This window comes from Enterobacter cloacae complex sp. S2 (assembly GCF_015159675.1).
Lineage (GTDB): Bacteria > Pseudomonadota > Gammaproteobacteria > Enterobacterales > Enterobacteriaceae > Enterobacter > Enterobacter intestinihominis.
This window is the reverse complement of the sequence record NZ_JADDTS010000018.1, coordinates 61,595-86,450: the sequence shown is the minus strand read 5'-3', so window position 1 is coordinate 86,450 and position 24,856 is coordinate 61,595. Positions and strand designations below refer to the sequence as shown.

18 protein-coding genes are annotated in these 24,856 nt (G+C 55.5%); 13 read left to right on the top strand and 5 right to left on the bottom strand.

The annotated features are described in order from the left end of the window. The first annotated feature begins 111 nt into the window (after positions 1-111). The 6 genes from araB to rluA all read left to right on the top strand — a co-directional run bounded on the left by araB (position 112) and on the right by rluA (position 10,336). Positions 112-1,821 carry a ribulokinase gene (gene araB / locus IPZ49_RS09855; RefSeq protein WP_063146413.1) on the top strand — a complete coding sequence of 570 codons (1,710 nt, stop codon included), beginning with the start codon at positions 112-114 and terminating at the stop codon, positions 1,819-1,821. Between the two features lie 10 nt (positions 1,822-1,831). After that, the gene (gene araA / locus IPZ49_RS09850; RefSeq protein ID WP_015572656.1) at positions 1,832-3,334 is read left to right on the top strand and encodes an L-arabinose isomerase; all 1,503 of its coding nucleotides are present in this window, start codon (positions 1,832-1,834) and stop codon (positions 3,332-3,334) included. An 86-nt stretch (positions 3,335-3,420) separates the two neighbouring features. Further along, the gene (araD, locus tag IPZ49_RS09845) at positions 3,421-4,116 is read left to right on the top strand and encodes an L-ribulose-5-phosphate 4-epimerase (protein WP_022647024.1); all 696 of its coding nucleotides are present in this window, start codon (positions 3,421-3,423) and stop codon (positions 4,114-4,116) included. A gap of 156 nt (positions 4,117-4,272) precedes the next feature. Further along, positions 4,273-6,630, top strand: a complete 2,358-nt coding sequence (polB, locus tag IPZ49_RS09840) for a DNA polymerase II (RefSeq protein WP_063146448.1) — start codon at positions 4,273-4,275, stop codon at positions 6,628-6,630. 127 nt (positions 6,631-6,757) lie between these two features. Further along, entirely contained in the window at positions 6,758-9,664 is a 2,907-nt protein-coding gene (gene rapA / locus IPZ49_RS09835) for an RNA polymerase-associated protein RapA (RefSeq protein WP_063146412.1), read from the top strand. A 12-nt stretch (positions 9,665-9,676) separates the two neighbouring features. Continuing rightward, complete coding sequence (gene rluA, locus IPZ49_RS09830) at positions 9,677-10,336, top strand: bifunctional tRNA pseudouridine(32) synthase/23S rRNA pseudouridine(746) synthase RluA (protein WP_003856412.1); 660 nt, start codon at positions 9,677-9,679, stop codon at positions 10,334-10,336. A gap of 31 nt (positions 10,337-10,367) precedes the next feature. On the opposite strand, the gene djlA is transcribed toward rluA, so the two are convergent. After that, entirely contained in the window at positions 10,368-11,183 is an 816-nt protein-coding gene (gene djlA / locus IPZ49_RS09825) for a co-chaperone DjlA (protein WP_023299305.1), read from the bottom strand. Positions 11,184-11,422: 239 nt separating this feature from the next. Between djlA and lptD the strand changes: the two genes are divergently transcribed. Genes lptD through apaH form a run of 6 tightly spaced genes read left to right on the top strand, consistent with a single transcriptional unit; the run spans position 11,423 to position 18,152 of the window. Next, on the top strand, positions 11,423-13,774 hold the full coding sequence (gene lptD, locus IPZ49_RS09820) for an LPS assembly protein LptD (protein ID WP_023299304.1): 2,352 nt from the start codon (positions 11,423-11,425) through the stop codon (positions 13,772-13,774). 53 nt (positions 13,775-13,827) lie between these two features. Next, complete coding sequence (gene surA / locus IPZ49_RS09815; protein ID WP_003856417.1) at positions 13,828-15,114, top strand: peptidylprolyl isomerase SurA; 1,287 nt, start codon at positions 13,828-13,830, stop codon at positions 15,112-15,114. Continuing rightward, entirely contained in the window at positions 15,114-16,100 is a 987-nt protein-coding gene (gene pdxA, locus IPZ49_RS09810) for a 4-hydroxythreonine-4-phosphate dehydrogenase PdxA (RefSeq protein WP_063146411.1), read from the top strand. Before surA ends, pdxA begins: the two co-directional genes overlap by 1 nt. Beyond that, positions 16,097-16,918, top strand: a complete 822-nt coding sequence (gene rsmA / locus IPZ49_RS09805; protein WP_003856423.1) for a 16S rRNA (adenine(1518)-N(6)/adenine(1519)-N(6))-dimethyltransferase RsmA — start codon at positions 16,097-16,099, stop codon at positions 16,916-16,918. Before pdxA ends, rsmA begins: the two co-directional genes overlap by 4 nt. A gap of 3 nt (positions 16,919-16,921) precedes the next feature. Further along, positions 16,922-17,299, top strand: coding sequence for a Co2+/Mg2+ efflux protein ApaG (apaG, locus tag IPZ49_RS09800; RefSeq protein WP_003856425.1), 378 nt, complete (start codon positions 16,922-16,924; stop codon positions 17,297-17,299). A gap of 4 nt (positions 17,300-17,303) precedes the next feature. Beyond that, complete coding sequence (gene apaH, locus IPZ49_RS09795; protein ID WP_022647017.1) at positions 17,304-18,152, top strand: bis(5'-nucleosyl)-tetraphosphatase (symmetrical) ApaH; 849 nt, start codon at positions 17,304-17,306, stop codon at positions 18,150-18,152. A gap of 39 nt (positions 18,153-18,191) precedes the next feature. On the opposite strand, the gene folA is transcribed toward apaH, so the two are convergent. The 3 genes from folA to kefF all read right to left on the bottom strand — a co-directional run bounded on the left by folA (position 18,192) and on the right by kefF (position 21,174). Beyond that, a complete protein-coding gene (folA, locus tag IPZ49_RS09790; protein ID WP_003856431.1) occupies positions 18,192-18,671 on the bottom strand; it encodes a type 3 dihydrofolate reductase in 480 nt (159 codons plus the stop codon). 114 nt (positions 18,672-18,785) lie between these two features. Next, positions 18,786-20,651, bottom strand: coding sequence for a glutathione-regulated potassium-efflux system protein KefC (gene kefC / locus IPZ49_RS09785; protein ID WP_022647016.1), 1,866 nt, complete (start codon positions 20,649-20,651; stop codon positions 18,786-18,788). Continuing rightward, entirely contained in the window at positions 20,644-21,174 is a 531-nt protein-coding gene (gene kefF / locus IPZ49_RS09780) for a glutathione-regulated potassium-efflux system oxidoreductase KefF (protein WP_023305423.1), read from the bottom strand. Before kefF ends, kefC begins: the two co-directional genes overlap by 8 nt. A 364-nt stretch (positions 21,175-21,538) precedes the next feature. Here kefF and IPZ49_RS09775 point away from each other — a divergent pair, with 364 nt between their 5' ends. Next, a complete protein-coding gene (locus tag IPZ49_RS09775) occupies positions 21,539-24,562 on the top strand; it encodes an autotransporter outer membrane beta-barrel domain-containing protein (protein ID WP_375336469.1) in 3,024 nt (1,007 codons plus the stop codon). A gap of 50 nt (positions 24,563-24,612) precedes the next feature. Here IPZ49_RS09775 and IPZ49_RS09770 read toward each other — a convergent pair whose 3' ends face one another. Next, positions 24,613-24,846 (bottom strand): YgdI/YgdR family lipoprotein, encoded by a 234-nt coding sequence (locus tag IPZ49_RS09770; RefSeq protein WP_003856439.1) that lies wholly within the window; start codon positions 24,844-24,846, stop codon positions 24,613-24,615. Positions 24,847-24,856 lie beyond the last annotated feature (10 nt).

Below are 24,856 nucleotides of genomic sequence, written 5' to 3'. Positions count from 1 at the left end.
CACTTTCCGCTGCTACAGCAATTTAGTCCATAAGATTAGCGGATCCTGCCTGACGATCTTTGTTCTCAGTCTCTAATGTTCTTCCATACCTGTTTTGGATGGAGCAACACCATGGCAATTGCAATTGGCCTCGATTTTGGCAGCGACTCAGTTCGCGCGCTGGCAGTGGACTGTACGACTGGCCGGGAGATAGCAACTAGCGTTGAGTGGTATCCGCGCTGGCAAGAGGGGCGCTACTGCGATGCGCCGAACAACCAGTTCCGTCACCACCCGCGCGATTACATTGAATCAATGGAAGCGGCGATCAAAACCGTGCTGGCGGAGCTGACGGACGCCCAGCGGGCCGACATCGTGGGGATTGGCGTCGACAGTACCGGTTCAACGCCAGCCCCGGTTGATGCAGAAGGCCGCGTACTGGCGCTTCGCCCGGAGTTTGCTGATAACCCGAACGCCATGTTTGTGCTGTGGAAAGACCATACCGCCGTGGAAGAGGCGGAAGCCATCACCCGCTTATGCCACCAGCCGGGCAAAACCGACTACTCGCGCTACATCGGCGGGATCTACTCCAGCGAATGGTTCTGGGCAAAAATCCTGCACGTTACCCGCGCGGACGCGTCGGTCGCACAGGCTGCGGCGTCATGGATTGAGCTGTGCGACTGGGTTCCCGCCCTGCTTTCCGGCACCACTCGCCCGCAGGCTATTCGCCGTGGCCGTTGCAGCGCCGGGCATAAATCGCTGTGGCATGAAAGCTGGGGTGGTCTGCCTCCGGCAGCGTTCTTCGATGAACTCGACCCGATCATCAACAAAAACCTGACATACCCGCTGTTTACCGACACCTTCACCGCCGATATTCCGGTCGGCATGCTCTGTGAAGAGTGGGCGAAACGCCTCGGTCTGCCGCAAAACGTGACCATTTCCGGCGGCGCGTTCGACTGCCATATGGGCGCCGTGGGCGCGGGTGCGCAGCCTAACACGCTGGTGAAAGTGATTGGCACCTCCACCTGCGACATTCTGACGGCGGATAAAACGACCGTTGGCGACCGCGCGGTGAAGGGTATCTGCGGTCAGGTTGACGGCAGCGTGGTGCCCGATTTTATCGGCCTCGAAGCGGGTCAGTCCGCGTTTGGCGATATCTACGCCTGGTTTGGCCGGGTGCTCGGCTGGCCGCTGGATCAGCTGGCGGCCGCGCATCCTGAACTGAAAACCCAGATTACCGCGAGCAAAAAACAGCTCCTGCCGCAGCTCACCGAAGCCTGGGCAAAAAATCCGTCTCTCGATCACCTGCCGGTGGTGCTGGACTGGTTCAACGGCCGTCGTACGCCGTTTGCCAACCAGCGTCTGAAAGGGGTGATTACCGATCTCAACCTGGCGACCGACGCGCCCGCGCTGTTTGGCGGCCTGATCGCCGCCACCGCGTTCGGCGCGCGCGCCATCATGGAGTGCTTCACCGGGCAGGGCATTGACGTGAACAACGTGATGGCTTTGGGCGGTATCGCCCGTAAAAACCCGGTGATCATGCAGGCCTGCTGCGACGTGCTCAACCGTCCGCTGCAAATTGTGGCCTCCGATCAGTGCTGTGCGCTGGGCGCAGCGATTTTCGCTGCCGTGGCCGCAGGCGTCCATGCGGATATCCCGACCGCGCAACAGCATATGGCGAGCGCCGTCGAAAGTACGCTTCAGCCGCAGGCTCAGCAGGCACAACGCTTTGAACAGCTTTATCAGCGCTACCAGCAATGGGCAAAAAGCGCCGAACTTCACTATCTCCCTGTCGCCGCCCCGGCCAAAAGCACCGCGGACACTACGGCAACCCTGACACTTTAAGGACACGATAATGACCATTTTTAATAATTATGAAGTGTGGTTTGTGATTGGCAGCCAGCATTTATACGGACCGGAAGCGTTGCAGCAGGTGACGAAACACGCGGAGCACGTTGTGAATGCGCTGAACGCGGAAGCCAAACTGCCGTGCAAACTGGTGCTGAAGCCGCTGGGTACTACGCCGGACGAAATCACTAACATCTGCCGCGATGCCAATTACGATGACAAATGCGCTGGCCTGGTGGTGTGGCTGCACACCTTCTCGCCAGCCAAAATGTGGATCAACGGCCTGGCTATCCTCAACAAACCGCTGCTGCAATTCCACACTCAGTTCAACGCCTCCCTACCGTGGGACAGCATCGACATGGACTTCATGAACCTGAATCAGACCGCGCACGGCGGTCGCGAGTTCGGCTTCATCGGCGCACGTATGCGTCAACAACATGCCGTGGTGACCGGCCACTGGCAGGACGGCCAGGCACAAAAACGCATTGGCTCCTGGATGCGTCAGGCGGTCTCTAAGCAGGATACCCGTCACCTTAAAGTGGTGCGTTTCGGCGACAACATGCGTGAAGTTGCCGTAACCGACGGTGATAAAGTGGCCGCGCAGATCAAGTTCGGCTTCTCCGTAAATACCTGGGCGGTGGGCGACCTGGTGCAGGTGGTGAATGACATCAGCGATGGCGACGTGAACGCGCTGGTGGACGAGTACGAAAGCAGCTACCGCCTGACGCCTGCGGCACAGGTCAACGGCGACAAGCGCCAGAACGTGCTGGATGCCGCACGCATTGAACTGGGCATGAAGCGCTTCCTGGAACAGGGCGGCTTCCATGCCTTCACCACCACCTTTGAAGATCTCCACGGCCTGAAACAGCTCCCGGGTCTGGCGGTACAACGTCTGATGCAGCAGGGCTACGGTTTTGCGGGCGAAGGCGACTGGAAAACTGCCGCTCTGCTTCGCATCATGAAGGTGATGTCGACCGGTCTGCAGGGCGGCACCTCCTTTATGGAGGACTACACCTACCACTTCGAGAACGGCAACGATCTGGTGCTCGGCTCGCACATGCTGGAAGTGTGTCCCTCTATCGCCGTCGAAGAGAAACCGATCCTCGATGTGCAGTACCTCGGCATTGGCGGCAAAGCGGATCCGGCCCGTCTGATCTTCAACACCCGTACCGGCCCGGCCATTAACGCCAGCCTGATCGACCTCGGCGACCGTTTCCGCCTGCTGGTGAACTGCGTCGATGCTGTGGAAACTCCGCATTCTCTGCCGAAACTGCCGGTCGCGAACGCCCTGTGGAAAGCGCAACCTGACCTGCCAACCGCGTCGGAAGCCTGGATCCTGGCCGGCGGCGCGCACCACACCGTCTTCAGCCACGCGCTTGACCTGAACGATATGCGTCAGTTTGCCGAGCTGCACGACATCGAACTGACCGTGATTGATAACGACACCCGTCTGCCAGCCTTTAAAGACGCGCTGCGCTGGAACGAAGTCTATTACGGTTCAAAACGCTAAGCCCTGAATGCCCGGTGGCACTTCGTTTACCGGGCCTACGGTTCTGTAGGCCGGATAAGCGCAGCGCCATCCGGCAGGAGACGACAATGTTAGAAGATCTCAAACGTCAGGTACTCGAAGCCAACCTGGCGCTGCCAAAACATAACCTGGTGACCCTGACTTGGGGCAACGTCAGCGCCGTTGACCGGGAAAAAGGCGTGTTCGTGATCAAGCCTTCGGGCGTGGATTACACGGTGATGACCGCGGAAGATATGGTGGTGGTCAGCATCGAAACGGGTGAAGTGGTTGAAGGCGATAAAAAGCCCTCCTCCGATACGCCCACTCACCGCCTGCTGTATCAGGCCTTCCCGACCATCGGTGGGATTGTGCATACCCATTCGCGTCACGCGACCATCTGGGCGCAGGCGGGCCAGCCAATTCCGGCCACCGGCACCACCCACGCGGACTACTTTTACGGCACCATTCCCTGCACGCGTCTGATGACCGATGCGGAGATCGGCGGTGAGTACGAATGGGAAACCGGGAACGTGATCGTCGAAACCTTCGAAAAACAGGGTATCGACGCGGCGCAAATGCCCGGCGTGCTGGTGCACTCCCACGGTCCGTTTGCCTGGGGTAAAAACGCGGAGGACGCGGTGCACAACGCGATCGTGCTGGAGGAAGTCGCCTACATGGGGATCTTCTGCCGCCAGCTGGCACCGCAGTTGCCGGATATGCAGCAAACCCTGCTCGATAAGCATTATCTGCGCAAGCACGGCGCGAAGGCGTACTACGGGCAGTAAAACATTGTCCGGTGGCGCTGCGCTTATCGGGCCTACGGATCCTGTTGGCCGGATAAGCGTAGCGCCATCCGGCAAAACAGGCACTGTATAAAACCCCAGCAAATACCCCTCAACCAGGCTATAATCAGGCCTGGTTTTGTTTTGTGGGATAGCGGCGTGGCACAGGCGCAAGAAGGCTTTTTACTGACCCGACACTGGCGGGATACCCCTCAGGGCACCGAGGTTGCGTTCTGGCTGGCGACGGATAACGGCCCGCTGCACGTTACCCTGCCGCCTCAGGAGTCCGTGGCGTTTATCCCTGAACACCACGTCGAGAAAGTAAAGCAGCTGCTGCGCGGTGAAAACGGCTGGCGCCTTACTCCCCTTGAGCTAAAAGACTTCCACCGCCAGCCGGTTTATGGCCTCTACTGCCGCGCCCATCGCCAGCTGATGCGCTATGAAAAATTGCTCCGCGAAGCGGGCGTGACGCTCTATGAAGCGGACATTCGCCCGCCGGAACGTTTTCTGATGGAGCGGTTTATCACCGCCCCCGTCTGGGTGGACGGCGCTGAGCAGAACGGTTGTCTCGTGAACGCGCGCCTGAAGCCTAACCCGCACTATCGCCCGCCGCTGAAGTGGGTCTCGCTGGATATCGAAACCACCCGTCACGGCGAGCTGTACTGCATCGGCCTGGAGGGCTGTGGGCAGCGGGTTGTCTATATGCTCGGGCCCCCGAACGGCGATGCGTCCGCGCTGGATTTTCATCTGGAATACGTTATCAGCCGACCACAGCTGCTGGAGAAGCTTAATCAGTGGTTTGCCGAGCACGATCCCGACGTGCTGATCGGCTGGAACGTGGTGCAGTTTGACCTGCGCGTGCTGCAAAAACATGCCGAGCGGTACCGCATTCCCCTGACGTTAGGGCGCGGAAACACGGAGCTGGAGTGGCGAGAGCACGGTTTTAAGAACGGCGTATTCTTCGCACAGGCTAACGGTCGCCTGATTGTCGACGGCATCGAGGCGCTGAAATCCGCCTTCTGGAACTTCTCTTCCTTCTCGCTGGAAGCGGTCGCCCAGGCGCTGCTCGGTGAAGGTAAATCCATCGACAATCCCTGGGACCGAATGGACGAGATCGACCGGCGCTTTAATGAGGATAAGCCAGCGCTCGCTACCTATAACCTGAAAGACTGTGAGCTGGTAACGCAGATTTTCCATAAAACCGAGATCATGCCCTTCCTGCTGGAACGCGCAACGGTAAACGGTCTCGCGGTCGACAGGCACGGCGGCTCGGTAGCGGCCTTCAGCCACCTCTATTTCCCGCGGATGCACCGGGCGGGCTATGTGGCCCCTAACCTCGGTGACGTGCCGCCGCAGGCCAGTCCCGGCGGTTACGTGATGGATTCACGGCCCGGGCTGTATGATTCGGTGCTGGTGCTGGATTATAAAAGTCTGTACCCGTCGATTATCCGCACATTTCTGATTGATCCGGTAGGGCTGGTCGAGGGGATGGCGCAGCCAGACGATGCGCACAGTACTGAAGGTTTTCTCGGGGCACGCTTCTCGCGCGAAAAGCACTGCCTGCCTGAGATCGTGGGAAATATCTGGCACGGCCGTGACGAGGCAAAACGCCACGGCAACAAGCCGCTCTCACAGGCGCTGAAAATCATTATGAATGCCTTTTACGGGGTGCTGGGCACCAGCGCCTGCCGCTTCTTTGATCCGCGTCTGGCGTCGTCCATCACCATGCGCGGGCACGACATTATGCGCCAGACCAAAGCGTTGATTGAATCCCGGGGTTATGACGTTATTTATGGCGACACCGATTCCACCTTTGTCTGGCTGAAATCGGCCCATTCAGAAGACGACGCCGCGCAAATCGGCAAAGAACTGGTCGCCTTCGTGAACGCCTGGTGGCGCGAAAGTTTGCAAAAAGAGCGGTTAACCAGTGCGTTAGAGCTGGAGTTTGAAACCCATTTTGCCCGCTTTTTAATGCCGACCATTCGCGGTACCGACCAGGGCAGCAAGAAGCGCTACGCCGGACTGATTCAGGAAGGCGACAAGCAGCGGATGGTGTTTAAAGGGCTGGAGACAGTGCGCACCGACTGGACGCCGCTGGCACAGCAGTTTCAGCAAACGCTTTATCTGCGGGTGTTCCGCAATGAGCCGTATCAGGACTACGTGCGCGAGACGATAGCCAGCCTGATGGCGGGCGAACTTGACGCGCAGCTGGTGTATCGCAAGCGCCTGCGCCGCCCGCTGGCGGAGTACCAGCGTAACGTTCCTCCGCACGTCCGCGCGGCGCGACTGGCAGATGAAGAGAACGTTCGCCGGGGCCGCGCGCCGCAGTATCAGAACCGGGGAACGATCAAATACGTCTGGACAACGAACGGACCAGAACCCGTTGATTACCAGCAGTCTCCGCTCGATTACGATCACTACCTGACCCGCCAGCTTCAGCCTGTTGCGGAGGGAATTTTACCGTTCATCAACGACGACTTTGCTACACTAGTGACAGGACAACTTGGGCTATTTTGACGCGTGACGAAACCGTTGCCATCCAGTACCATAGCGCCCTTTCCATTCCCGGACCCATTTTTCGATGACCGTCTTTTTTGACGGGGTCGAACTATTGCCTGCAATTAAAGATTAGAGCCGAACAACTATGCCTTTTACACTTGGTCAACGCTGGATCAGCGATACAGAAAGCGAACTTGGATTAGGAACCGTCGTTGCCGTCGATGCGCGCATGGTTACCCTCCTTTTCCCTGCTACCGGTGAAAACCGCCTGTACGCTCGCAATGACTCCCCTGTTACCCGCGTAATGTTCAATCCGGGTGATACCGTGACCAGCCATGACGGCTGGCAACTGAAGGTTGAAGACGTAAAAGAAGAGAATGGACTGCTCGCCTACATCGGAACGCGTCTTGATACCGACGAGACAAATGTCATCCTGCGTGAAGTGCTGCTCGACAGCAAACTGGTGTTCAGTAAGCCACAGGACCGTCTGTTTGCCGGGCAAATCGACCGAATGGATCGCTTCTCCCTGCGCTACCGCGCGCGTAAGTTCCAGAGTGAGCAGTACCGCATGCCGTGGAGCGGCCTGCGCGGTCAGCGTACCAGCCTTATTCCCCATCAGCTGAATATCGCCCATGACGTGGGCCGTCGCCATGCGCCTCGCGTGCTGCTGGCTGACGAAGTGGGCCTGGGTAAAACCATCGAAGCAGGCATGATCCTGCACCAGCAGCTGCTCTCTGGCGCTGCCGAGCGCGTGCTGATTGTGGTTCCAGAAACGCTGCAACATCAGTGGCTGGTTGAAATGCTGCGCCGCTTTAACCTGCGCTTCTCCCTGTTCGACGATGAGCGCTATGCCGAAGCCCAGCACGACGCGGACAACCCGTTTGAAACCGAACAGCTGGTCATTTGTTCCCTGGACTTCGTGCGCCGTAGCAAGCAGCGCCTGGAGCATCTGTGCGACGCTGAATGGGATCTGATGGTCGTCGACGAAGCGCACCACCTCGTCTGGAGCGAAGACGCGCCAAGCCGTGAATACATGGCGATTGAGCAGCTTGCCGAGCGCGTACCGGGCGTTCTGCTCCTGACCGCCACGCCGGAGCAGCTGGGTCTTGAGAGCCACTTCGCCCGTCTGCGTCTGCTCGATCCCAACCGTTTCCACGATTTTGAGCAGTTTGTTGAAGAGCAGAAAAACTACCGCCCGGTGGCGGACGCCGTCGCGCTGCTGCTGGCCGGTAATCGTCTCTCTAATGATGAGCTTAACACTCTCAGCGATCTGATTGGCGAGCAGGATATTGAGCCGCTGCTTCAGGCCGCGAACAGCGACAGCGATAATGCGGGATCCGCGCGTAAAGAGCTGATCGACATGCTGATGGACCGCCACGGTACCAGCCGCGTGCTGTTCCGTAACACCCGTAACGGCGTGAAAGGCTTCCCGAAACGCGAGCTGCACACCATCAAACTGCCGCTGCCGACCCAGTACCAGACGGCGATTAAAGTCTCCGGCATTATGGGTACCCGTAAATCTGCGGAAGATCGCGCGCGCGACATGCTCTACCCGGAGCAGATTTATCAGGAATTCGAAGGCGACAGCGGCACCTGGTGGAATTTCGATCCGCGCGTGGAGTGGTTGATGGGCTACCTCACCGCTCACCGTTCCCAGAAAGTGCTGGTGATCTGCGCCAAAGCCGCTACCGCATTGCAGCTGGAGCAGGTTCTGCGTGAGCGCGAAGGCATTCGCGCCGCCGTGTTCCACGAAGGCATGTCCATAGTTGAGCGCGATCGTGCAGCAGCCTGGTTTGGTGAAGAGGACAGCGGCGCGCAGGTTCTGCTGTGCTCTGAAATCGGTTCTGAAGGCCGTAACTTCCAGTTCGCCAGCAATCTGGTGATGTTCGATCTGCCGTTTAACCCGGATCTGCTGGAGCAGCGTATCGGCCGTCTGGATCGTATCGGGCAGGCGCACGATATTCAGATCCACGTGCCGTATCTGGAGAAAACCGCCCAGTCGGTGCTGGTGCGCTGGTACCACGAAGGGCTGGACGCGTTTGAACACACCTGCCCGACCGGCCGCACCATTTACGATCAGGTCCATGGCGATCTGATCGGTTACCTGGCCGCGCCTGAAAATAGCGAGGGCTTTGATGAGCTGATCAAATCCTGCCGTGAGAAGCACGACGCACTGAAAGCGCAGCTGGAGCAGGGTCGCGATCGCCTGCTGGAGATCCACTCCAACGGCGGTGAAAAAGCGCAGCAGCTGGCCGAAAGCATTGAAGAGCAGGACGACGACACCAGCCTGATCAGCTTCTCCATGAATCTGTTCGACATCGTCGGTATAAACCAGGACGATCGCGGCGAGAACATGATCGTGCTGACCCCGTCCGATCATATGCTGGTGCCGGATTTCCCGGGCCTGCCGGAAGACGGCTGCACTATCACCTTTGAGCGTGATGTGGCGCTGTCCCGCGAAGACGCACAGTTCATTACCTGGGAGCACCCGCTGATCCGCAACGGTCTGGATCTGATCCTCTCCGGCGATACCGGCAGCAGCACCATTTCCCTGTTGAAGAACAAAGCCTTGCCTGTGGGCACGCTGCTGGTGGAGCTGATCTACGTTGTGGAAGCGCAGGCGCCGAAACAGCTTCAGCTTAACCGCTTCCTCCCGCCAACGCCGGTGCGTCTGCTGCTGGATAAAAACGGTACGAATCTGGCCGGCCAGGTGGAGTTTGAAAGCTTCAACCGTCAGTTGAGCGCGGTGAACCGCCATACCGGCAGCAAGCTGGTGAATGCGGTGCAACAGGACGTGCATGCCATTCTGCAACTGGGTGAAACCCAGGCCGAAAAAGCGGCCAGAGTGCTGATTGATGCGGCGCGCAGCGAAGCCGATGAGAAGCTTTCTGCCGAGCTGTCGCGTCTGGAAGCGTTGAAAGCGGTGAACCCGAACATTCGTGACGATGAGCTGGCCGCAATTGAGAGCAACCGCCAGCAGGTGCTGGAAAGTCTGAATCAGGCGGGATGGCGTCTCGACGCCCTGCGTCTTATCGTTGTGACGCATCAGTAAGCGGAGCGCAAAATGGTAATGGAGCCCTACAATCCCCCGATGGATCCGTGGCTGGTCATTCTGTATCAGGACGAGCACATTATGGTGGTTAACAAGCCGAGCGGCCTGTTGTCCGTGCCGGGGCGTCTGGAAGAGCATAAAGACAGCGTGATGACGCGTATCCAGCGCGATTATCCCCAGGCCGAGTCTGTCCATCGTCTGGATATGGCGACCAGCGGCGTGATTGTGGTGGCTCTTAATAAGGCGGCAGAACGTGAGCTGAAGCGTCAGTTCCGCGAGCGCGAGCCGAAGAAGCAGTATGTCGCCCGCGTGTGGGGCCATCCGGCGCAGGCGGAAGGGCTGGTGGATTTACCGCTGATTTGTGACTGGCCGAACCGGCCAAAGCAGAAAGTGTGTTATGAAACCGGCAAGGCTGCGCAGACCGAGTATGAAGTGCTGGAGTACGCGCCGGATAATACCGCGCGCGTCCTGCTGAAGCCGATTACCGGGCGCTCCCATCAGCTGCGTGTGCATATGCTTGCGATGGGTCACCCGATTCTGGGTGACAGATTCTATGCGCCGCCGGAAGCGCTGGCGTTAGCGCCGCGCCTGCAACTGCATGCGCAGACGCTCACCATCACCCACCCTGCTTTCGGCAACGCCATGACGTTCAAAGCCCCGGTGGACTTCTGAAAAAATGGCCCGACACTGTCGGGCCATTTTTTTATTTAAAACCTTTCTGCTCTTTAATCAGCTCGTAGGCTTTCTGGATTTCCTGCGCTTTCTGTTTCGCCATCTCCATCATCTCAGGCGGCAGGCCTTTCGCCACCAGCTTATCCGGATGGTGCTCGCTCATCAGCTTACGATAGGCGCGTTTGATGGTCGTGACATCGTCAGAGGGCTTCACGCCGAGGACATTACAGGCATCTTCAAGCGTAGGGCCACGCTGCGCCTGCTGCCAGCCGCCACCGGACGATTGCTGTTGATAACCGCCGCCAAAGTGCGCGCCGCCCTGCATCATGCGCAGGAACTGATCGAACTGCATGCGGGAAATGCCCAGCTCTTCAGCAATTACATACAGGACGTCCCGTTCATTCGGATGCAGAGAGCCATCCGCGAAGGCGGCCTGGATTTGAATTTCCAGAAACATCCGAATTAAATCAAAGCGCCCGAAGCAGATGCTACGGAACTGCCGCATTTTTTCACGCAGCGGGTAGTTATCCGCTTTACCAATCCGGAATGCATTCTGCGCCGCGACGCGGGATTCGCCGTGCAGATTCATGCGATCCATAAAGACGCTGGCAACCTGAATATCGGCTTCCGTTACGCGCCCTTTTGATTTGGTTAAGTGCCCCATCACCTCGAAGGTGGTGGAGAAGAAGAGTGACTGGCGCTCGCGCTGGTTGGCAAACCAGGCCATTTTGCGGCTGCGTGCTTTATCAAACATATGGCCGATAATGAGGCCAAGAACAACACCCCAGAATCCGGCACCCATAATAATTGCGAACGCAACGCCGATTATTTTACCCCAATACTGCATATACTCCCCGAATGGTCATGTTCCTGGCCGACGCAACGCCATCATTACAGTGGTCGCGCCACGGTCAATTGAGGGACATCGCCTATAATTTGCATTATCATACTCGTCATTCGATAGCGAGCCTAACACTCTGGCGCGCAAACGGGCAGGATTAACGCTGGTACTGCGCTGATGAGTAAGATAGTCTCTGAGCGTTTGTAAGCCGTAGCCACTGATGACGGAACAATAAAATACAACGTATGAAAAAACGTATCCCCACCCTTCTGGCCACAATGATTGGCACCGCCCTGTATAGCCAACAGGGGCTCGCAGCCGATCTCGCCTCGCAGTGTATGCTTGGCGTCCCAAGTTACAATCGCCCACTGGTGAAAGGCGATACGAATGACTTACCCGTCACCATTAATGCCGACAGCGCAAAAGGTAATTATCCTGACAATGCAACCTTTACGGGCAATGTCGATATTAACCAGGGTAACAGCCGTCTGCTGGCTGACGAAGTGCAATTGCACCAGAAGCAGCCGGAAGGTGCTCAGGCACCTGTCCGTACGGTGGATGCGCTGGGTAATGTGCACTATGACGACAATCAGGTCATCCTGAAAGGTCCGAAAGCCTGGTCGAATCTGAATACCAAAGACACCAACGTCTGGGAAGGTGATTATCAGATGGTCGGTCGTCAGGGGCGCGGTACCGCAGACCTGATGAAGCAGCGCGGCGAGAACCGCTACACCATTCTCGAAAACGGCTCGTTTACGTCCTGTTTGCCAGGGTCAAATACCTGGAGCGTTGTGGGCAGCGAAGTGATCCACGACCGTGAAGAACAGGTTGCAGAGATCTGGAACGCCCGTTTTAAACTCGGCCCGGTGCCCATTTTCTATAGTCCTTACCTGCAACTGCCTGTGGGTGACAAACGTCGTTCAGGCTTCCTGATCCCGAACGCCAAGTACAGCACGTCGAACTACTTTGAGTTCTACCTGCCGTACTACTGGAACATTGCGCCCAACATGGACGCCACAATCACGCCGCACTACATCCATAAGCGCGGTAACATCATGTGGGAGAACGAATTCCGCTATCTGACCAAAGCGGGCGCGGGCCTGATGGAGTTTGATTATCTGCCATCAGATAAGGTGTTCCAGGACGAACATCCGAGCGAAGGTGATAAGCACCGCTGGATGTACTACTGGAAGCACGCCGGGGTATTGGATCAGGTGTGGCGCTTCAACATCGACTACACCAAAGTCAGCGATCCGTATTACTTCAACGACTTCGACTCTAAATACGGGTCCAGTACCGACGGTTACGCCACGCAGAAATTCAGCGTGGGCTACGCCATTGAGAACTTTGACGCGACGGTGTCGACCAAGCAGTTCCAGGTATTTGATACGCAATCGCGTAGTACCTATGGTGCAGAGCCGCAGCTGGACGTGAACTGGTACCAGAACGATGTGGGTCCTTTCGACACGCACGTTTACGCTCAGGCGGTCCATTTCGTCAACACCAACTCGGATATGCCGGAATCAACGCGTCTGCATATCGAGCCGACGATCAATCTGCCGTGGTCAAACGACTGGGCGAGCCTGAATACCGAAGCCAAGCTGATGGCCACCCACTATCAGCAGAAAAATCTGGACTGGTATAACAAACGCTATGGCACCGATCTTGAAGAGTCGGTAAACCGTACGCTTCCGCAATTCAAAATGGATGGGAAGCTGATTTTCGAACGTGATATGGCTCTTCTCGCGGATGGATACACCCAGACGCTTGAGCCACGTATGCAGTATCTGTACGTGCCTTATCGCGATCAGAGCAAAATTCAAAACTACGACTCGTCCTTCCTGCAATCAGACTACAGCGGCCTGTTCCGCGATCGTACCTACGGCGGCCTTGACCGTATTGCGTCTGCTAACCAGTTAACGACCGGCGTCACAACGCGCATTTATGATGATGCTGCCGTTGAACGTTTTAACGTTTCTGTTGGTCAAATCTACTATTTCACCGAGTCTCGTACCGGTGATGACGACATTAACTGGGAGAAAGACAACAAAACGGGCTCACTGGTATGGGCGGGCGACACCTACTGGCGTATGACGGATCGTTGGGGTCTGCGCGGTGGTGTTCAGTACGATACACGACTGGACAATATCGCGACGGGCAGCGCTGCCATCGAATATCGTCGTGATGAAGATCGCATGTTGCAGTTGACGTACCGTTACGCCAGCCCGGAGTATATCCAGGCGACATTGCCAAACTATGCGAATACAGACCAATACAAAGACGGTATTTCACAGGTGGGTACCGCCGCGAGCTGGCCTATCGCCGATCGTTGGTCAGTCGTCGGAGCCTACTACTATGACACGAATGCCCAAAAACCTGCTGACCAGATGCTGGGTCTGCAATATAACTCCTGCTGTTACGCAATACGTGTCGGTTACGAACGCAAACTTAACGGCTGGGATACGCAAAACAGTCAGGGCAAATACGATAACGTGATTGGCTTTAATATCGAGTTGCGCGGCCTGAGCTCTAACTACGGTCTGGGCACGCAGCAGATGCTGCGCTCGAACATTCTGCCGTATCGTAGTTCATTGTAATGTGCTTGATTTACAACGTAATCCGCTTTGCGGTTAATTGAAATGGAAAAAGTATGAAGAACTGGAAAACGCTGCTACTCGGTGTCGCTATGGTTGCGAATACCAGCTTCGCGGCCCCACAGGTTGTCGATAAAGTCGCGGCTGTGGTTAACAACGGCGTCGTGCTTGAAAGTGACGTTGACGGTTTGATGAAATCTGTAAAGCTCAACTCGGGCCAGGCAGGTCAACAACTTCCAGATGACGCTACGCTGCGCCACCAGATCCTGGAACGTCTGATCATGGATCAGATTGTCCTGCAAATGGGCCAGAAAATGGGTGTGAAGATCTCTGACGAGCAGCTCGATCAGGCGATCGCCAACATTGCAAAGCAGAACAACATTACCCCGGACCAGATGCGTAGCCGCCTGGCCTATGACGGCATCAGCTATGCCACCTACCGTAATCAGATCCGTAAAGAGATGCTGATTTCAGAAGTGCGTAACAATGAAGTCCGTCGCCGCGTCACCATCCTGCCTCAGGAAGTGGATGCCCTGGCGAAACAGGTGGGTAATCAGAATGATGCCAGCACTGAACTTAACCTGAGCCACATCCTGATCCCACTGCCGGAAAACCCAACCTCCGATCAGGCGGCTGAGGCGGAAAGTCAGGCGCGCGCTATCGTTGAGCAGGCGCGTAATGGCGATGACTTCGGCAAACTGGCGATCACCTACTCTGCTGACCAGCAGGCGCTGAAAGGCGGCCAGATGGGCTGGGGCCGTATTCAGGAGCTGCCATCCCTGTTTGCCCAGGCGCTGAGCACGGCGAAGAAAGGCGACATCGTCGGTCCAATCCGTTCCGGTGTGGGCTTCCACATTCTGAAAGTGAACGACCTGCGCGGTCAGAGCCAGAACATTTCGGTTACCGAAGTGCATGCGCGCCATATCCTGCTCAAACCGTCTCCGATCATGACTGACGATCAGGCCCGTGCAAAGCTGGAACAAATCGCCGCAGACATCAAGAGCGGTAAAACCACCTTCGATAAAGCGGCAAAAGAGTTCTCTCAGGATCCTGGCTCTGCAAACCAGGGCGGTGACCTGGGTTGGGCGGCAGCGGATATTTACGATCCAGCTTTCCGCGATGCGTTAATGAAGCTGAATAAGGGTCAGATGAGCGCGCCAGTGCACTCCTCCTTCGGCTGGCATCTGATCCAGCTGATGGACACGCGCAACGTGGATAAAACCGACGCGGCGCAGAAAGATCGTGCGTATCGCATGCTGTTTAACCGTAAGTTCTCTGAAGAAGCCGCAACCTGGATGCAGGAACAACGCGCCAGCGCTTACGTGAAAGTGTTGAGCAACTAATGAAACCGCATCGTGTTGTGATCACTCCCGGCGAACCCGCCGGGATTGGGCCTGACCTTGTGGTTCAGCTCGCCCAGCGCAGCTGGCCGGTAGAGTTGGTTGTTTGCGCAGATGCAACACTGTTACAAGACCGGGCAGCCTTGCTCGGTCTGCCTTTAACGCTCCTCCCTTACGTTGAAGGCCAACAGCCCGCACCGCAGCAGGCTGGTACTCTCACCCTGCTTTCAGTTCCGCTCCGTGCACCTGTTGTCCCCGGTGAGTTACACATCGAAAACGGCCACTACGTTGTCGAGACGCTGGCGCGCGCCTGTGACGGTTGCCTTCAGGGCGAATTTGCCGCCCTGATCACCGGTCCGGTGCATAAAGGCGTAATCAACGACGCGGGCATTCCGTTTACCGGGCATACCGAATTTCTCGAAGAGCGTTCCCACAGCCCGAAAGTGGTGATGATGCTGGCAACCGAAGCAATGCGCGTTGCGCTGGTAACAACGCACCTGCCGATCAAAGCCATTCCGGATGCCATTACGCCTGAACTCCTGCGTGAGATCATTGGCATTTTGCATCACGATCTGCAAACCAAATTCGGTATTCCGCAGCCGCATGTGCTGGTTTGCGGCCTGAATCCGCACGCGGGTGAGGGCGGACATATGGGCACTGAAGAGATCGACACCATCATTCCGGTGCTTGAGGAGATGCGGGCGAAGGGGATGAACCTCAGCGGGCCACTGCCTGCCGACACCCTTTTCCAGCCCAAATACCTGGATAAAGCCGATGCCGTACTCGCGATGTACCACGATCAGGGTCTGCCCGTGCTAAAATACCAGGGATTTGGTCGCGGGGTGAATATCACCCTCGGCTTACCCTTTATTCGAACGTCCGTTGACCACGGTACTGCGCTGGATCTGGCAGGCCAGGGAAAAGCAGATGTCGGCAGTTTTATCACGGCGCTTAATCTCGCCATCAAAATGATTGTTAATACTCAATGACTAATCGAGTCCATCAGGGCCACTTAGCCCGTAAACGCTTCGGGCAAAACTTCCTCAACGATCAGTTTGTGATCGACAGTATCGTTTCTGCCATTAATCCGCAGAAAGGCCAGGCCATGGTCGAAATCGGCCCGGGTCTTGCCGCGCTGACCGAGCCGGTAGGCGAACGCCTTGACGAACTGACCGTTATCGAACTCGACCGCGATCTGGCCGCGCGTCTGCAAACGCACCCTTTCCTCGGGCCGAAGCTGACGATTTATCAGCAGGATGCGATGACCATGAACTTTGGCGAACTGTCAGAAAAAATGGGACAGCCGCTGCGCGTGTTCGGTAACCTGCCGTACAACATCTCCACCCCGCTGATGTTCCATCTGTTTAGCTATACTGATGCCATTGCCGACATGCACTTCATGTTGCAAAAAGAGGTCGTTAACCGTCTGGTTGCAGGGCCGAACAGTAAAGCGTATGGTCGTTTAAGCGTGATGGCGCAATATTACTGCAACGTGATCCCGGTATTAGAAGTGCCGCCTTCCGCGTTCACGCCACCACCAAAAGTGGATTCTGCGGTTGTGCGCCTGGTGCCACATAAAACGATGCCGTATCCGGTCAAAGACCTGCGCGTGCTGAGCCGTATCACGACAGAAGCCTTTAACCAGCGCCGTAAAACGATTCGTAACAGCCTTGGCAATCTGTTTACCGTTGACGTGTTAGCTGAGTTGGGCATCGACCCGGCAATGCGTGCGGAAAATATTTCCGTAGAGCAGTACTGCAAGCTGGCTAATTACATCAGCGACAATGCGCCGCCGAAGGAGAGCTAAGCCATGATTGATTCGCCCCGCGTCTGTGTTCAGGTTCAAAGCGTCTACATTGAGTCCCAATCCACACCGGATGAAGAACGTTTTGTCTTTGCTTATACCGTAACCATTCGCAATCTGGGGCGGATGCCTGTGCAACTGCTCGGGCGCTACTGGCTTATCACCAACGGCAATGGCCGCGAAATTGAAGTCCAGGGTGAAGGTGTGGTCGGTGAACAACCCCATATCGCCCCTGGCGAAGAGTATCAGTACACCAGCGGTGCGGTCATTGAAACGCCACTGGGTACCATGCAAGGCCATTACGAAATGGTCGATGCCGACGGTAATGCTTTCCGCATTGCTATTCCTGTGTTCCGTCTCGCCGTACCTACACTTATTCATTAATCTAATGTCTACATATCTGATTGGCGACGTTCACGGTTGCTACGATGAACTGATCGCATTATTAAAACAGGTCGATTTCACTCCCGGGCAGGACACGCTCTGGCTTACAGGCGATTTAGTGGCGCGCGGCCCTGGCTCCCTTGACGTCCTGCGTTACGTCAAATCTCTGGGCGACAGCGTGCGGCTGGTACTGGGCAACCACGATCTGCATCTGCTGGCCGTATACGCCGGGATCAGCCGTAATAAGCCGAAAGATCGCATTACCCCCCTGCTGGAAGCACCGGATGCCGATGAGTTGCTCAACTGGCTGCGTCGCCAGCCACTGCTACAGATTGACGAAGAGAAAAAGCTGGTGATGGCTCATGCCGGCATCACGCCTCAGTGGGATCTTGAGACGGCAAAAACCTGTGCGCGCGACGCCGAAGCGGTGCTGGCTAGCGACTCCTACCCGTTCTTCCTTGATGCGATGTACGGCGACATGCCGAATAACTGGAGTGATGACCTCAGCGGCCTGGCGCGGCTACGTTTTATCACCAATGCTTTTACGCGGATGCGCTACTGCTTCCCGAACGGGCAGCTGGATATGTATTGCAAAGATACGCCGGAAAATGCCCCTGCGCCGCTTAAGCCATGGTTTGCGATTCCGGGCCCCGTGACAAACGAATATAGCGTGGTATTTGGGCACTGGGCATCACTGGAAGGAAAAGGCACCCCGGAAAATATCTATGCGCTGGATACCGGATGCTGCTGGGGCGGGGATTTAACCTGCTTACGCTGGGAAGATAAAACCTACTTTGTCCAGCCATCCAACCGACAGCTGGATTTAGGCGAGGGAGAGGCGGTCGCCTCCTGAAGATGTTTATCCTCTCCCTTTGGGGAGAGGATAAACACGTTAACGACGTTCCAGAATTTCGAAGCAGTAGCTGTGCGAGTTCTGCGCATCCGCATCGTGAAACTCACTGAATACGGACTCCCACTCGTCCGGATCGTAATCCGGAAAATGGGTATCCCCTTCCACTTCCGCATCAATGTGCGTCAGATACAGTTTCTGCGCTTTTGGCAGGAACTGCTCATACACGCGACCACCACCGATCACCATGATCTCTTCGGCATCGCCGCAGGCGGCAATCGCTTCATCAACGGATTTCACCCACTGCACGCGATCGTCAGTGCCCGGCTGGCTACTGATCACAATATTCTTACGACCCGGCAATGGACGACCAATCGACTCCCAGGTCAGGCGGCCCATCACTACCGGCTTGTTTAACGTAGTACGTTTAAACCATGCGAGATCGGCAGGCAGGTTCCACGGCATGGCGTTTTCCATGCCGATAACGCGGTCTACCGCCAGCGCTGCAATCAGACTGATCATTGAAAATTTCCCGGATGCAAAAAATTGCCGCCACTATACGGAAAGCTTAATCTTTCGTCGACTGGCGGCAGGGTAAAGAATTAGAAATTTTTTAATATTGCTGGCAACTCCACTTCACGCAGAGGGTTTACTCTCCGGTTCATCCGCAGGATCACCGGTATGCTTGCCCTCTTCCGTCCCTTGCCAGCCGTGGCGCTGAACCAGCGACAGGTGATTACGATCCTCGTTGATGATTTCCGTCAGCATGGTGCTGGTGCGTTTAAACACCGCTGCGCGTTCGGTTGCCGTACTGCTCGCCATCGCCACCATCTCTTCCACCATCTCATGGTTAAAGCGGCGGAACAGATCGGCACGTTCACGCGCTTCATACGCACCAAGCCCCAGACTTTCCAGCGCCATGCGGCCAGATTTGAGCGCCCCTTCGAAGGTTTCACGTTCAGGGGCTGCCACCCCCGCCTGACGCAGCTGGATGTAGTGATCCACATCGCGCGCACGGGAGATAATGGTCAGATGCGGAAAATGCTCTTTAACCAGCTCAACCATCTGCATGCTGGTCTCAGGATCGTCGATGGCGTTAATCAGCACCTCGGCTTTCGCCGCCCCGGCGGATTCCAGCAGGTCCGCCCGGGTCGCATCACCGTAAAACACTTTCATATCGAATTTACGCAGCGTATCAACATGGTCAGGATCGTGATCGAGGATAACCATTTTCACACCGCTGGAGAGCAGTAAACGGCCGGCGATCTGCCCGAAGCGGCCAAATCCGGCGATGATCACGCGAGGCTGCTCCTCGTCGATCTCATCGGCTTCTCGCTCCTGTTCGCTTCCCGTTTTTTCCAGACGCGTCAGCAGCACCAGCAGAATTGGCGTTGCGGCCATCGACAGCGCGACCGCCAGCGTCAGCGCTTTTGCCCATTCCGGATCGAGTACATTTGCCATTTGCGCGGCGCCAAAGACCACGAAAGCAAACTCACTCCCCTGCCCCAGCAGCACAGCAAACCAGCGGCGTTGCGGTTTTGGCACGTTTAACGGTCGGGCAATCAGCCACAGCATCGCCATTTTAATGACCAGGAAACCCACCAGCAGAATGATGATGCGCAGCGGGTGGGTTACCAGCGTCCCGAAGTCGATAGACATCCCGACGCCGATGAAAAACAGCCCAAGCAGCAATCCTTTAAACGGCTCGATATCGCTTTCCAGCGCGTGACGATATTCGGAGCTTGCCAGTAAGACCCCTGCGAGGAAAGCGCCCATCGCCATCGACAGCCCAGCCTCTTCAAGCAGCAATCCAAAACCAAACACCAGGAATAACGCAACGGCGCTGAATACTTCGCGCAGGCCAGAGCGAGCCACAAAGCGCAGCAACGGACGCGTTACGTAGCGCCCCAGAAGAATTACCAGCGCCAGCGCACCGACAACCTTCAGCGCAGATAAGGCAAATGCCCCCAGCGTCGTTGAAGCGCCGCTGGTTGCCAGCAGCGGGATCATCGCTACCAGCGGGATGGCGGCAATATCCTGGAACAGCAGTACGGAGAAGGTGCTGCGCCCCATTTGCGAGACCGTCAGGTTACGTTCGTTCATTGCCTGCATGGCAATCGCCGTCGAGGAGAGCGCCAGCGTCATGCCGATCAGCTCTGCGACTTTCCACTCCATCCCCAGCAAAATGCAGAACCCGCCCAACAGCAGACCGCAGGCCAGCATTTGCAAAGCGCCACCGCCAAACACCGAGGCGCGCAGTTTCCACAGCCGCTGCGGATCCAATTCCAGGCCAATCACAAACAGCATCAGCACCACGCCGATTTCCGCAAAATGCAGGATTGACTCGGCATCCGTCACCAGCCGAAAGCCCCAGGGGCCAATCACACACCCGGCAATCAGATAGCCGAGCACCGAGCCCAGCCCCAGACGGACCGCCACGGGCACAATTAATGCCGCCGCGCCGAGGTAAATCAGCGCCTGTATCATCGTATGGCTATCCATTGTGCCCCTCCTGCCACTCGAGTAAGCGTTGTTTGTAGTGACGAGCCTGCGCCTGCAAGGTTTCATCGTCGCAGACAAAGGTACAGTGCATTGCAAAAGGCGGAAGCCAGTTCAGGCCACAGTAAAGGGCGGTAGCCTGGAGCGGCTGCGCCAGCACGTCAAATCCGGGGAAAGCGCCAATCTCAAAGTGGCTTTCACCCCCACCGGTGGTTACAGCCCACATCAGGCTTTTTCCCTGAAGCGCTTTGCCGTTATGTCCGTATGCCCAACCGTGCGACAAGACTTTGTCGATCCACAATTTCAGCAGCGGAGGTGTGCTGTACCACTGCATCGGATGCTGCCAGACGATCAGATCGGCACGAGAGAGCGCCTCCTGTTCGGCGGCGACATCGATACTGAAATCAGGATAGAGTTGATAGAGGGAACGTATCTCAACGTTTTCGAGCGTCCTTGCCTGCTCAAGCATCCGTTTATTCGCATGCGAATGTTGCGGATAGGGATGCGCATAAATTATCAGAACCATGAATATGCCTGTCTTTTACTTTTCTTGTAGCATTGAGTGTAGACAGTTACCACCCCGACTTAAAGGGGCTATCTAACGGTTAAAAGTAAAACGCAAGTATAGGCAACCCATCCCACCTTACCAGCGACAGTGGCGCTAAACACGAAGAGCGATACGCGAGACAAATTCATCCTACAAAATAGTTATGGCCATTCATATTATCAACAGATATTTTTAGCGAAACTTAAGTCATTATTTAATAAATCAACCTGTACATAACCTATTGAAAAAATAATAATTTTATGCTTTTTTTTGTTTTAAGCTCACGCTTTAAGACGGACTAAATACGTTTTACGCACGTTATCTAATGTTCCTTCTCACTCAAATGGATGTGTACATGAGCAACAATTTCTTTAGATTAAATCATACAACCAAAACTCTTGGAAAGATATTTCCTGCCTTGTTGATATGCACCCCTGCGGTTGCGTTTTCTGCAACGATTGACCAATCAACTTCTGTTCCTCAAGATTTCTCAGCCGATGCTGAATATATTATTAATAAAAACGTGACAATCTCCTCCGCCGGTAGTGAAGCGGCGGTATCGGTCTCTGGGTTTGCGATCGATAATGTCACTAACAAAGGAAATATTTCCGGTACAGGAACTGGCCTGGATATTAATACTGGCGCGCAACGTGTAGTTATTAACAATGACAGTGGTGCAACCATTTCTTCCACCACAGCGAATGCTGTGAATATTCAGTCATTACTCGGCGATTTCAACAACAATGGAAATATCATCGGTGCGGAAAATGGCATTTATGTCAGTGAAAGCTCCTCAGCAGTAAATATTACCAACACCAGCACTGGAGTGATAAAAGGAAAAACAGGCCTGAGTTCTCAGACTGGCATTGGTATTAATAACAGTGGTGCAATTATTGGTACAAGCGGTGACGCTATCGCACTAGGCACTGGCAATACAAAGATATTAAACAGTGGTACCGTACAAGGAACCCAGAACGGCATTAATGTAAAAGATACGGCAAAAGTAGATATTACGAATAGCGGAACGATTAGTGGCGATACTGCGGCTATTATGTTCGCCAGCAATAAAAATAACACCCTGGTACTTGATACGGGTTCCACTCTTATCGGTGACGTTATTTCCACCAATTCCATGGGAAACACTCTCACTCTGATCGGCACCGGTACGGAAGACAGTAACTTCGTGGGTCTGAATGAAGGCGACGGTTTTGCCAGCGTAAAAATGGAGGGTGAAAGCTGGACAATGTCGGGCGATCTCGACATTATTGGCTCTGGCGACTCCTTGCTGATAGAGACTGGCGCGTTAACCCTGTCGGGTGCGGTATCGAATACCGGTAATACGCGGGTGGCCAAAGACGCCTCGCTGCAACTGGGCGATGGCGAAAAAACTGCGACGCTCAGCGGTGGGCTCACCAACAATGGTACCGTCATTTTTAATCAGGGTAGCGATTTCACTTTCGCCACCGACATGACCGGTAGCGGTAACGTCGAAAAAGTTGATTCCAACACGCTGACCCTGACAGGCAAAAATAGCTATACAGGGAATACGGTTCTGCACGGTGGCACCACGCTTATCTCCACCGGAGCAACGCTCGGCGTCAAGGGCAGTAACGCCACCGTTACCGTTGAAAACGGTGCGACCTTTGCCACCGCAGGCGAAGTGAACAACAACATCGCGATTCTTAGCGGCGGTACGCTGGCGGCATGGAATGCAGTCCAGGGTAATTCCACGCTCAGCGCTTCCGGTGTTGATACCATCAACGGCAACGTGGCTAATGGCGGCACGCTGTTGCTGAGTGCGGCTGATAATAGCGTTGGCAATAATTTTACGATTAATGGCGACTACACCGGCTCTGACGGTAGCCAGATTGTGATGAACAGCACTCTGGGTGAAGATAACTCACCAACTGACCACCTCACCATTACGGGCAGCAGCTTCGGTCAGTCCGACGTCAGCATTACCAACATTGGCGGCGCAGGCGCGCAAACCATTAACGGTATGGAAATTGTCAGCATTGGCGGCAGTTCCGAAGCCCAGCTGACGCTGGCAAAACCGGTCGTCGCAGGCGCCTGGGAATATAACCTCTACCAGCACAGTGACGGAAACTGGTATCTGGAATCAAAGGCGACGCCTTCTGATGATCCTTCCGACGACACCGATGACGGTGGCAATAATGATGACGGCGGTAACACCGACGGCGGTGGCAACACCGATAATGGTGGTAACACCGATGACGGTGGTAACACAGATGACGGTGGTAACGCCGATGATGGTGGTAACACCGACAACGGCGGCAACACTGACAACGGCGGCAACACCGATAACGGCGGCAACACTGACAACGGTGGCAACACCGATAACGGCGGCAATACTGACAACGGCGGCAACACCGATAACGGCGGCAACAACGATAACGGCGGTAACAGTGCCCCGGAAGTTATGGCACCTGAAGTGGGTGCTTACTTAGGTAACTACCTTGCCGCGCAGAGCATGTTCCTGCATAAGCGCGACGATCGCGACCAGCTCACTTTCCGCAATGAAGACGATCTGAACACCTGGATGTACGTTAAGGGTCGCTATCATGAGAACGATGCGGGTGGCGATAAAGTCAGCTACGACACCACCACCACCGTTCTGCAAGTCGGCAGCGATTTCATGAGCAAGCCAATGGATAACGGCATCCTGCGTGCCGGTGGTATGTTCGGTGCAGGCCAGGCGAAGACCCATTCTGATGCGAAGCACAACGTGCGTGACGCACAGGGTAAAGTTGATGGCTTTAATGTTGGGCTGTACGCCACCTGGCAGGAAGATCAGAAATTACGTCTGGGCAGCTACGTTGATACCTGGGCCGCTTATAGCTGGTACAACAACAAAGTCACCAGCAATCGTAACGATGAAGATTACGATAGCAAAGGTTTCGCCGCGTCTGTTGAAGTCGGCCACGCGTGGGTTATCCAGTCTGAAAATGAACGTACATGGAAGATCGAGCCACAGGCGCAGGTGATCTACAGCTATCTCGATCAGGAAAATCACACCGATCGCGACGGCGTACGCGTAACCACGCTGGACAATGACAGCGTCTTTGGTCGTCTTGGCGTTAAAGCAAGCTACTTCCAGCAGAAGGACGTCAAGGCCTGGCAGCCATACGTCGCAGTTAACTGGTTGAAAGGTGCTGGTCAAAACGATCTGGCATTCAATGACGAAACCGTCAGCAACGATACGCCAGAAGATCGTGGTCAGTTAGAGCTGGGCGTAACCGGCAACCTGAACGAAACCACAACGATCTCCCTGCGTGCCAGCGGTGAGTGGGGTGAAAACAGCTATGCCGCTTACGGCGGTCATATTTTGTTAAACCATCGCTGGTAATCGATCATTCTGACGCAAAAAAAGCAGTGGCATGTGCCACTGCTTTTTTTTTAGTTATCCAGCTCACCCATTGATTTAACCTGGTCACGGTTAATCTGTTCAGTTTGACCGGTTTCGGCGTTTTTGTACGATACCAGACCGGTATCGTCATCCACCTGCGGTTTCCCGTCAGTAACGATAGTTTTACCATCGGTGGTTTTTACGGCCTGATTTGACGAACAGCCCGCCACGGTGAACATTGCAGTGGCAGCCAGAACGGAAGCGATCAGTAGTTTATTTTGCATGGTGTTTTCC

Bases quoted from the DNA above. Each gene is read 5' to 3' on its own strand.
- araB (WP_063146413.1), top strand. From the start codon at position 112: ATGGCAATTGCAATTGGCCTCGATTTTGGCAGCGACTCAGTTCGCGCG.
- araA (WP_015572656.1), top strand. From the start codon at position 1,832: ATGACCATTTTTAATAATTATGAAGTGTGGTTTGTGATTGGCAGCCAG.
- araD (WP_022647024.1), top strand. From the start codon at position 3,421: ATGTTAGAAGATCTCAAACGTCAGGTACTCGAAGCCAACCTGGCGCTG.
- rapA (WP_063146412.1), top strand. From the start codon at position 6,758: ATGCCTTTTACACTTGGTCAACGCTGGATCAGCGATACAGAAAGCGAA.
- rluA (WP_003856412.1), top strand. From the start codon at position 9,677: ATGGTAATGGAGCCCTACAATCCCCCGATGGATCCGTGGCTGGTCATT.
- djlA (WP_023299305.1), bottom strand. From the start codon at position 11,183: ATGCAGTATTGGGGTAAAATAATCGGCGTTGCGTTCGCAATTATTATG.
- lptD (WP_023299304.1), top strand. From the start codon at position 11,423: ATGAAAAAACGTATCCCCACCCTTCTGGCCACAATGATTGGCACCGCC.
- surA (WP_003856417.1), top strand. From the start codon at position 13,828: ATGAAGAACTGGAAAACGCTGCTACTCGGTGTCGCTATGGTTGCGAAT.
- pdxA (WP_063146411.1), top strand. From the start codon at position 15,114: ATGAAACCGCATCGTGTTGTGATCACTCCCGGCGAACCCGCCGGGATT.
- rsmA (WP_003856423.1), top strand. From the start codon at position 16,097: ATGACTAATCGAGTCCATCAGGGCCACTTAGCCCGTAAACGCTTCGGG.
- apaG (WP_003856425.1), top strand. From the start codon at position 16,922: ATGATTGATTCGCCCCGCGTCTGTGTTCAGGTTCAAAGCGTCTACATT.
- apaH (WP_022647017.1), top strand. From the start codon at position 17,304: ATGTCTACATATCTGATTGGCGACGTTCACGGTTGCTACGATGAACTG.
- folA (WP_003856431.1), bottom strand. From the start codon at position 18,671: ATGATCAGTCTGATTGCAGCGCTGGCGGTAGACCGCGTTATCGGCATG.
- kefC (WP_022647016.1), bottom strand. From the start codon at position 20,651: ATGGATAGCCATACGATGATACAGGCGCTGATTTACCTCGGCGCGGCG.
- kefF (WP_023305423.1), bottom strand. From the start codon at position 21,174: ATGGTTCTGATAATTTATGCGCATCCCTATCCGCAACATTCGCATGCG.
- IPZ49_RS09775 (WP_375336469.1), top strand. From the start codon at position 21,539: ATGGATGTGTACATGAGCAACAATTTCTTTAGATTAAATCATACAACC.
- IPZ49_RS09770 (WP_003856439.1), bottom strand. From the start codon at position 24,846: ATGCAAAATAAACTACTGATCGCTTCCGTTCTGGCTGCCACTGCAATG.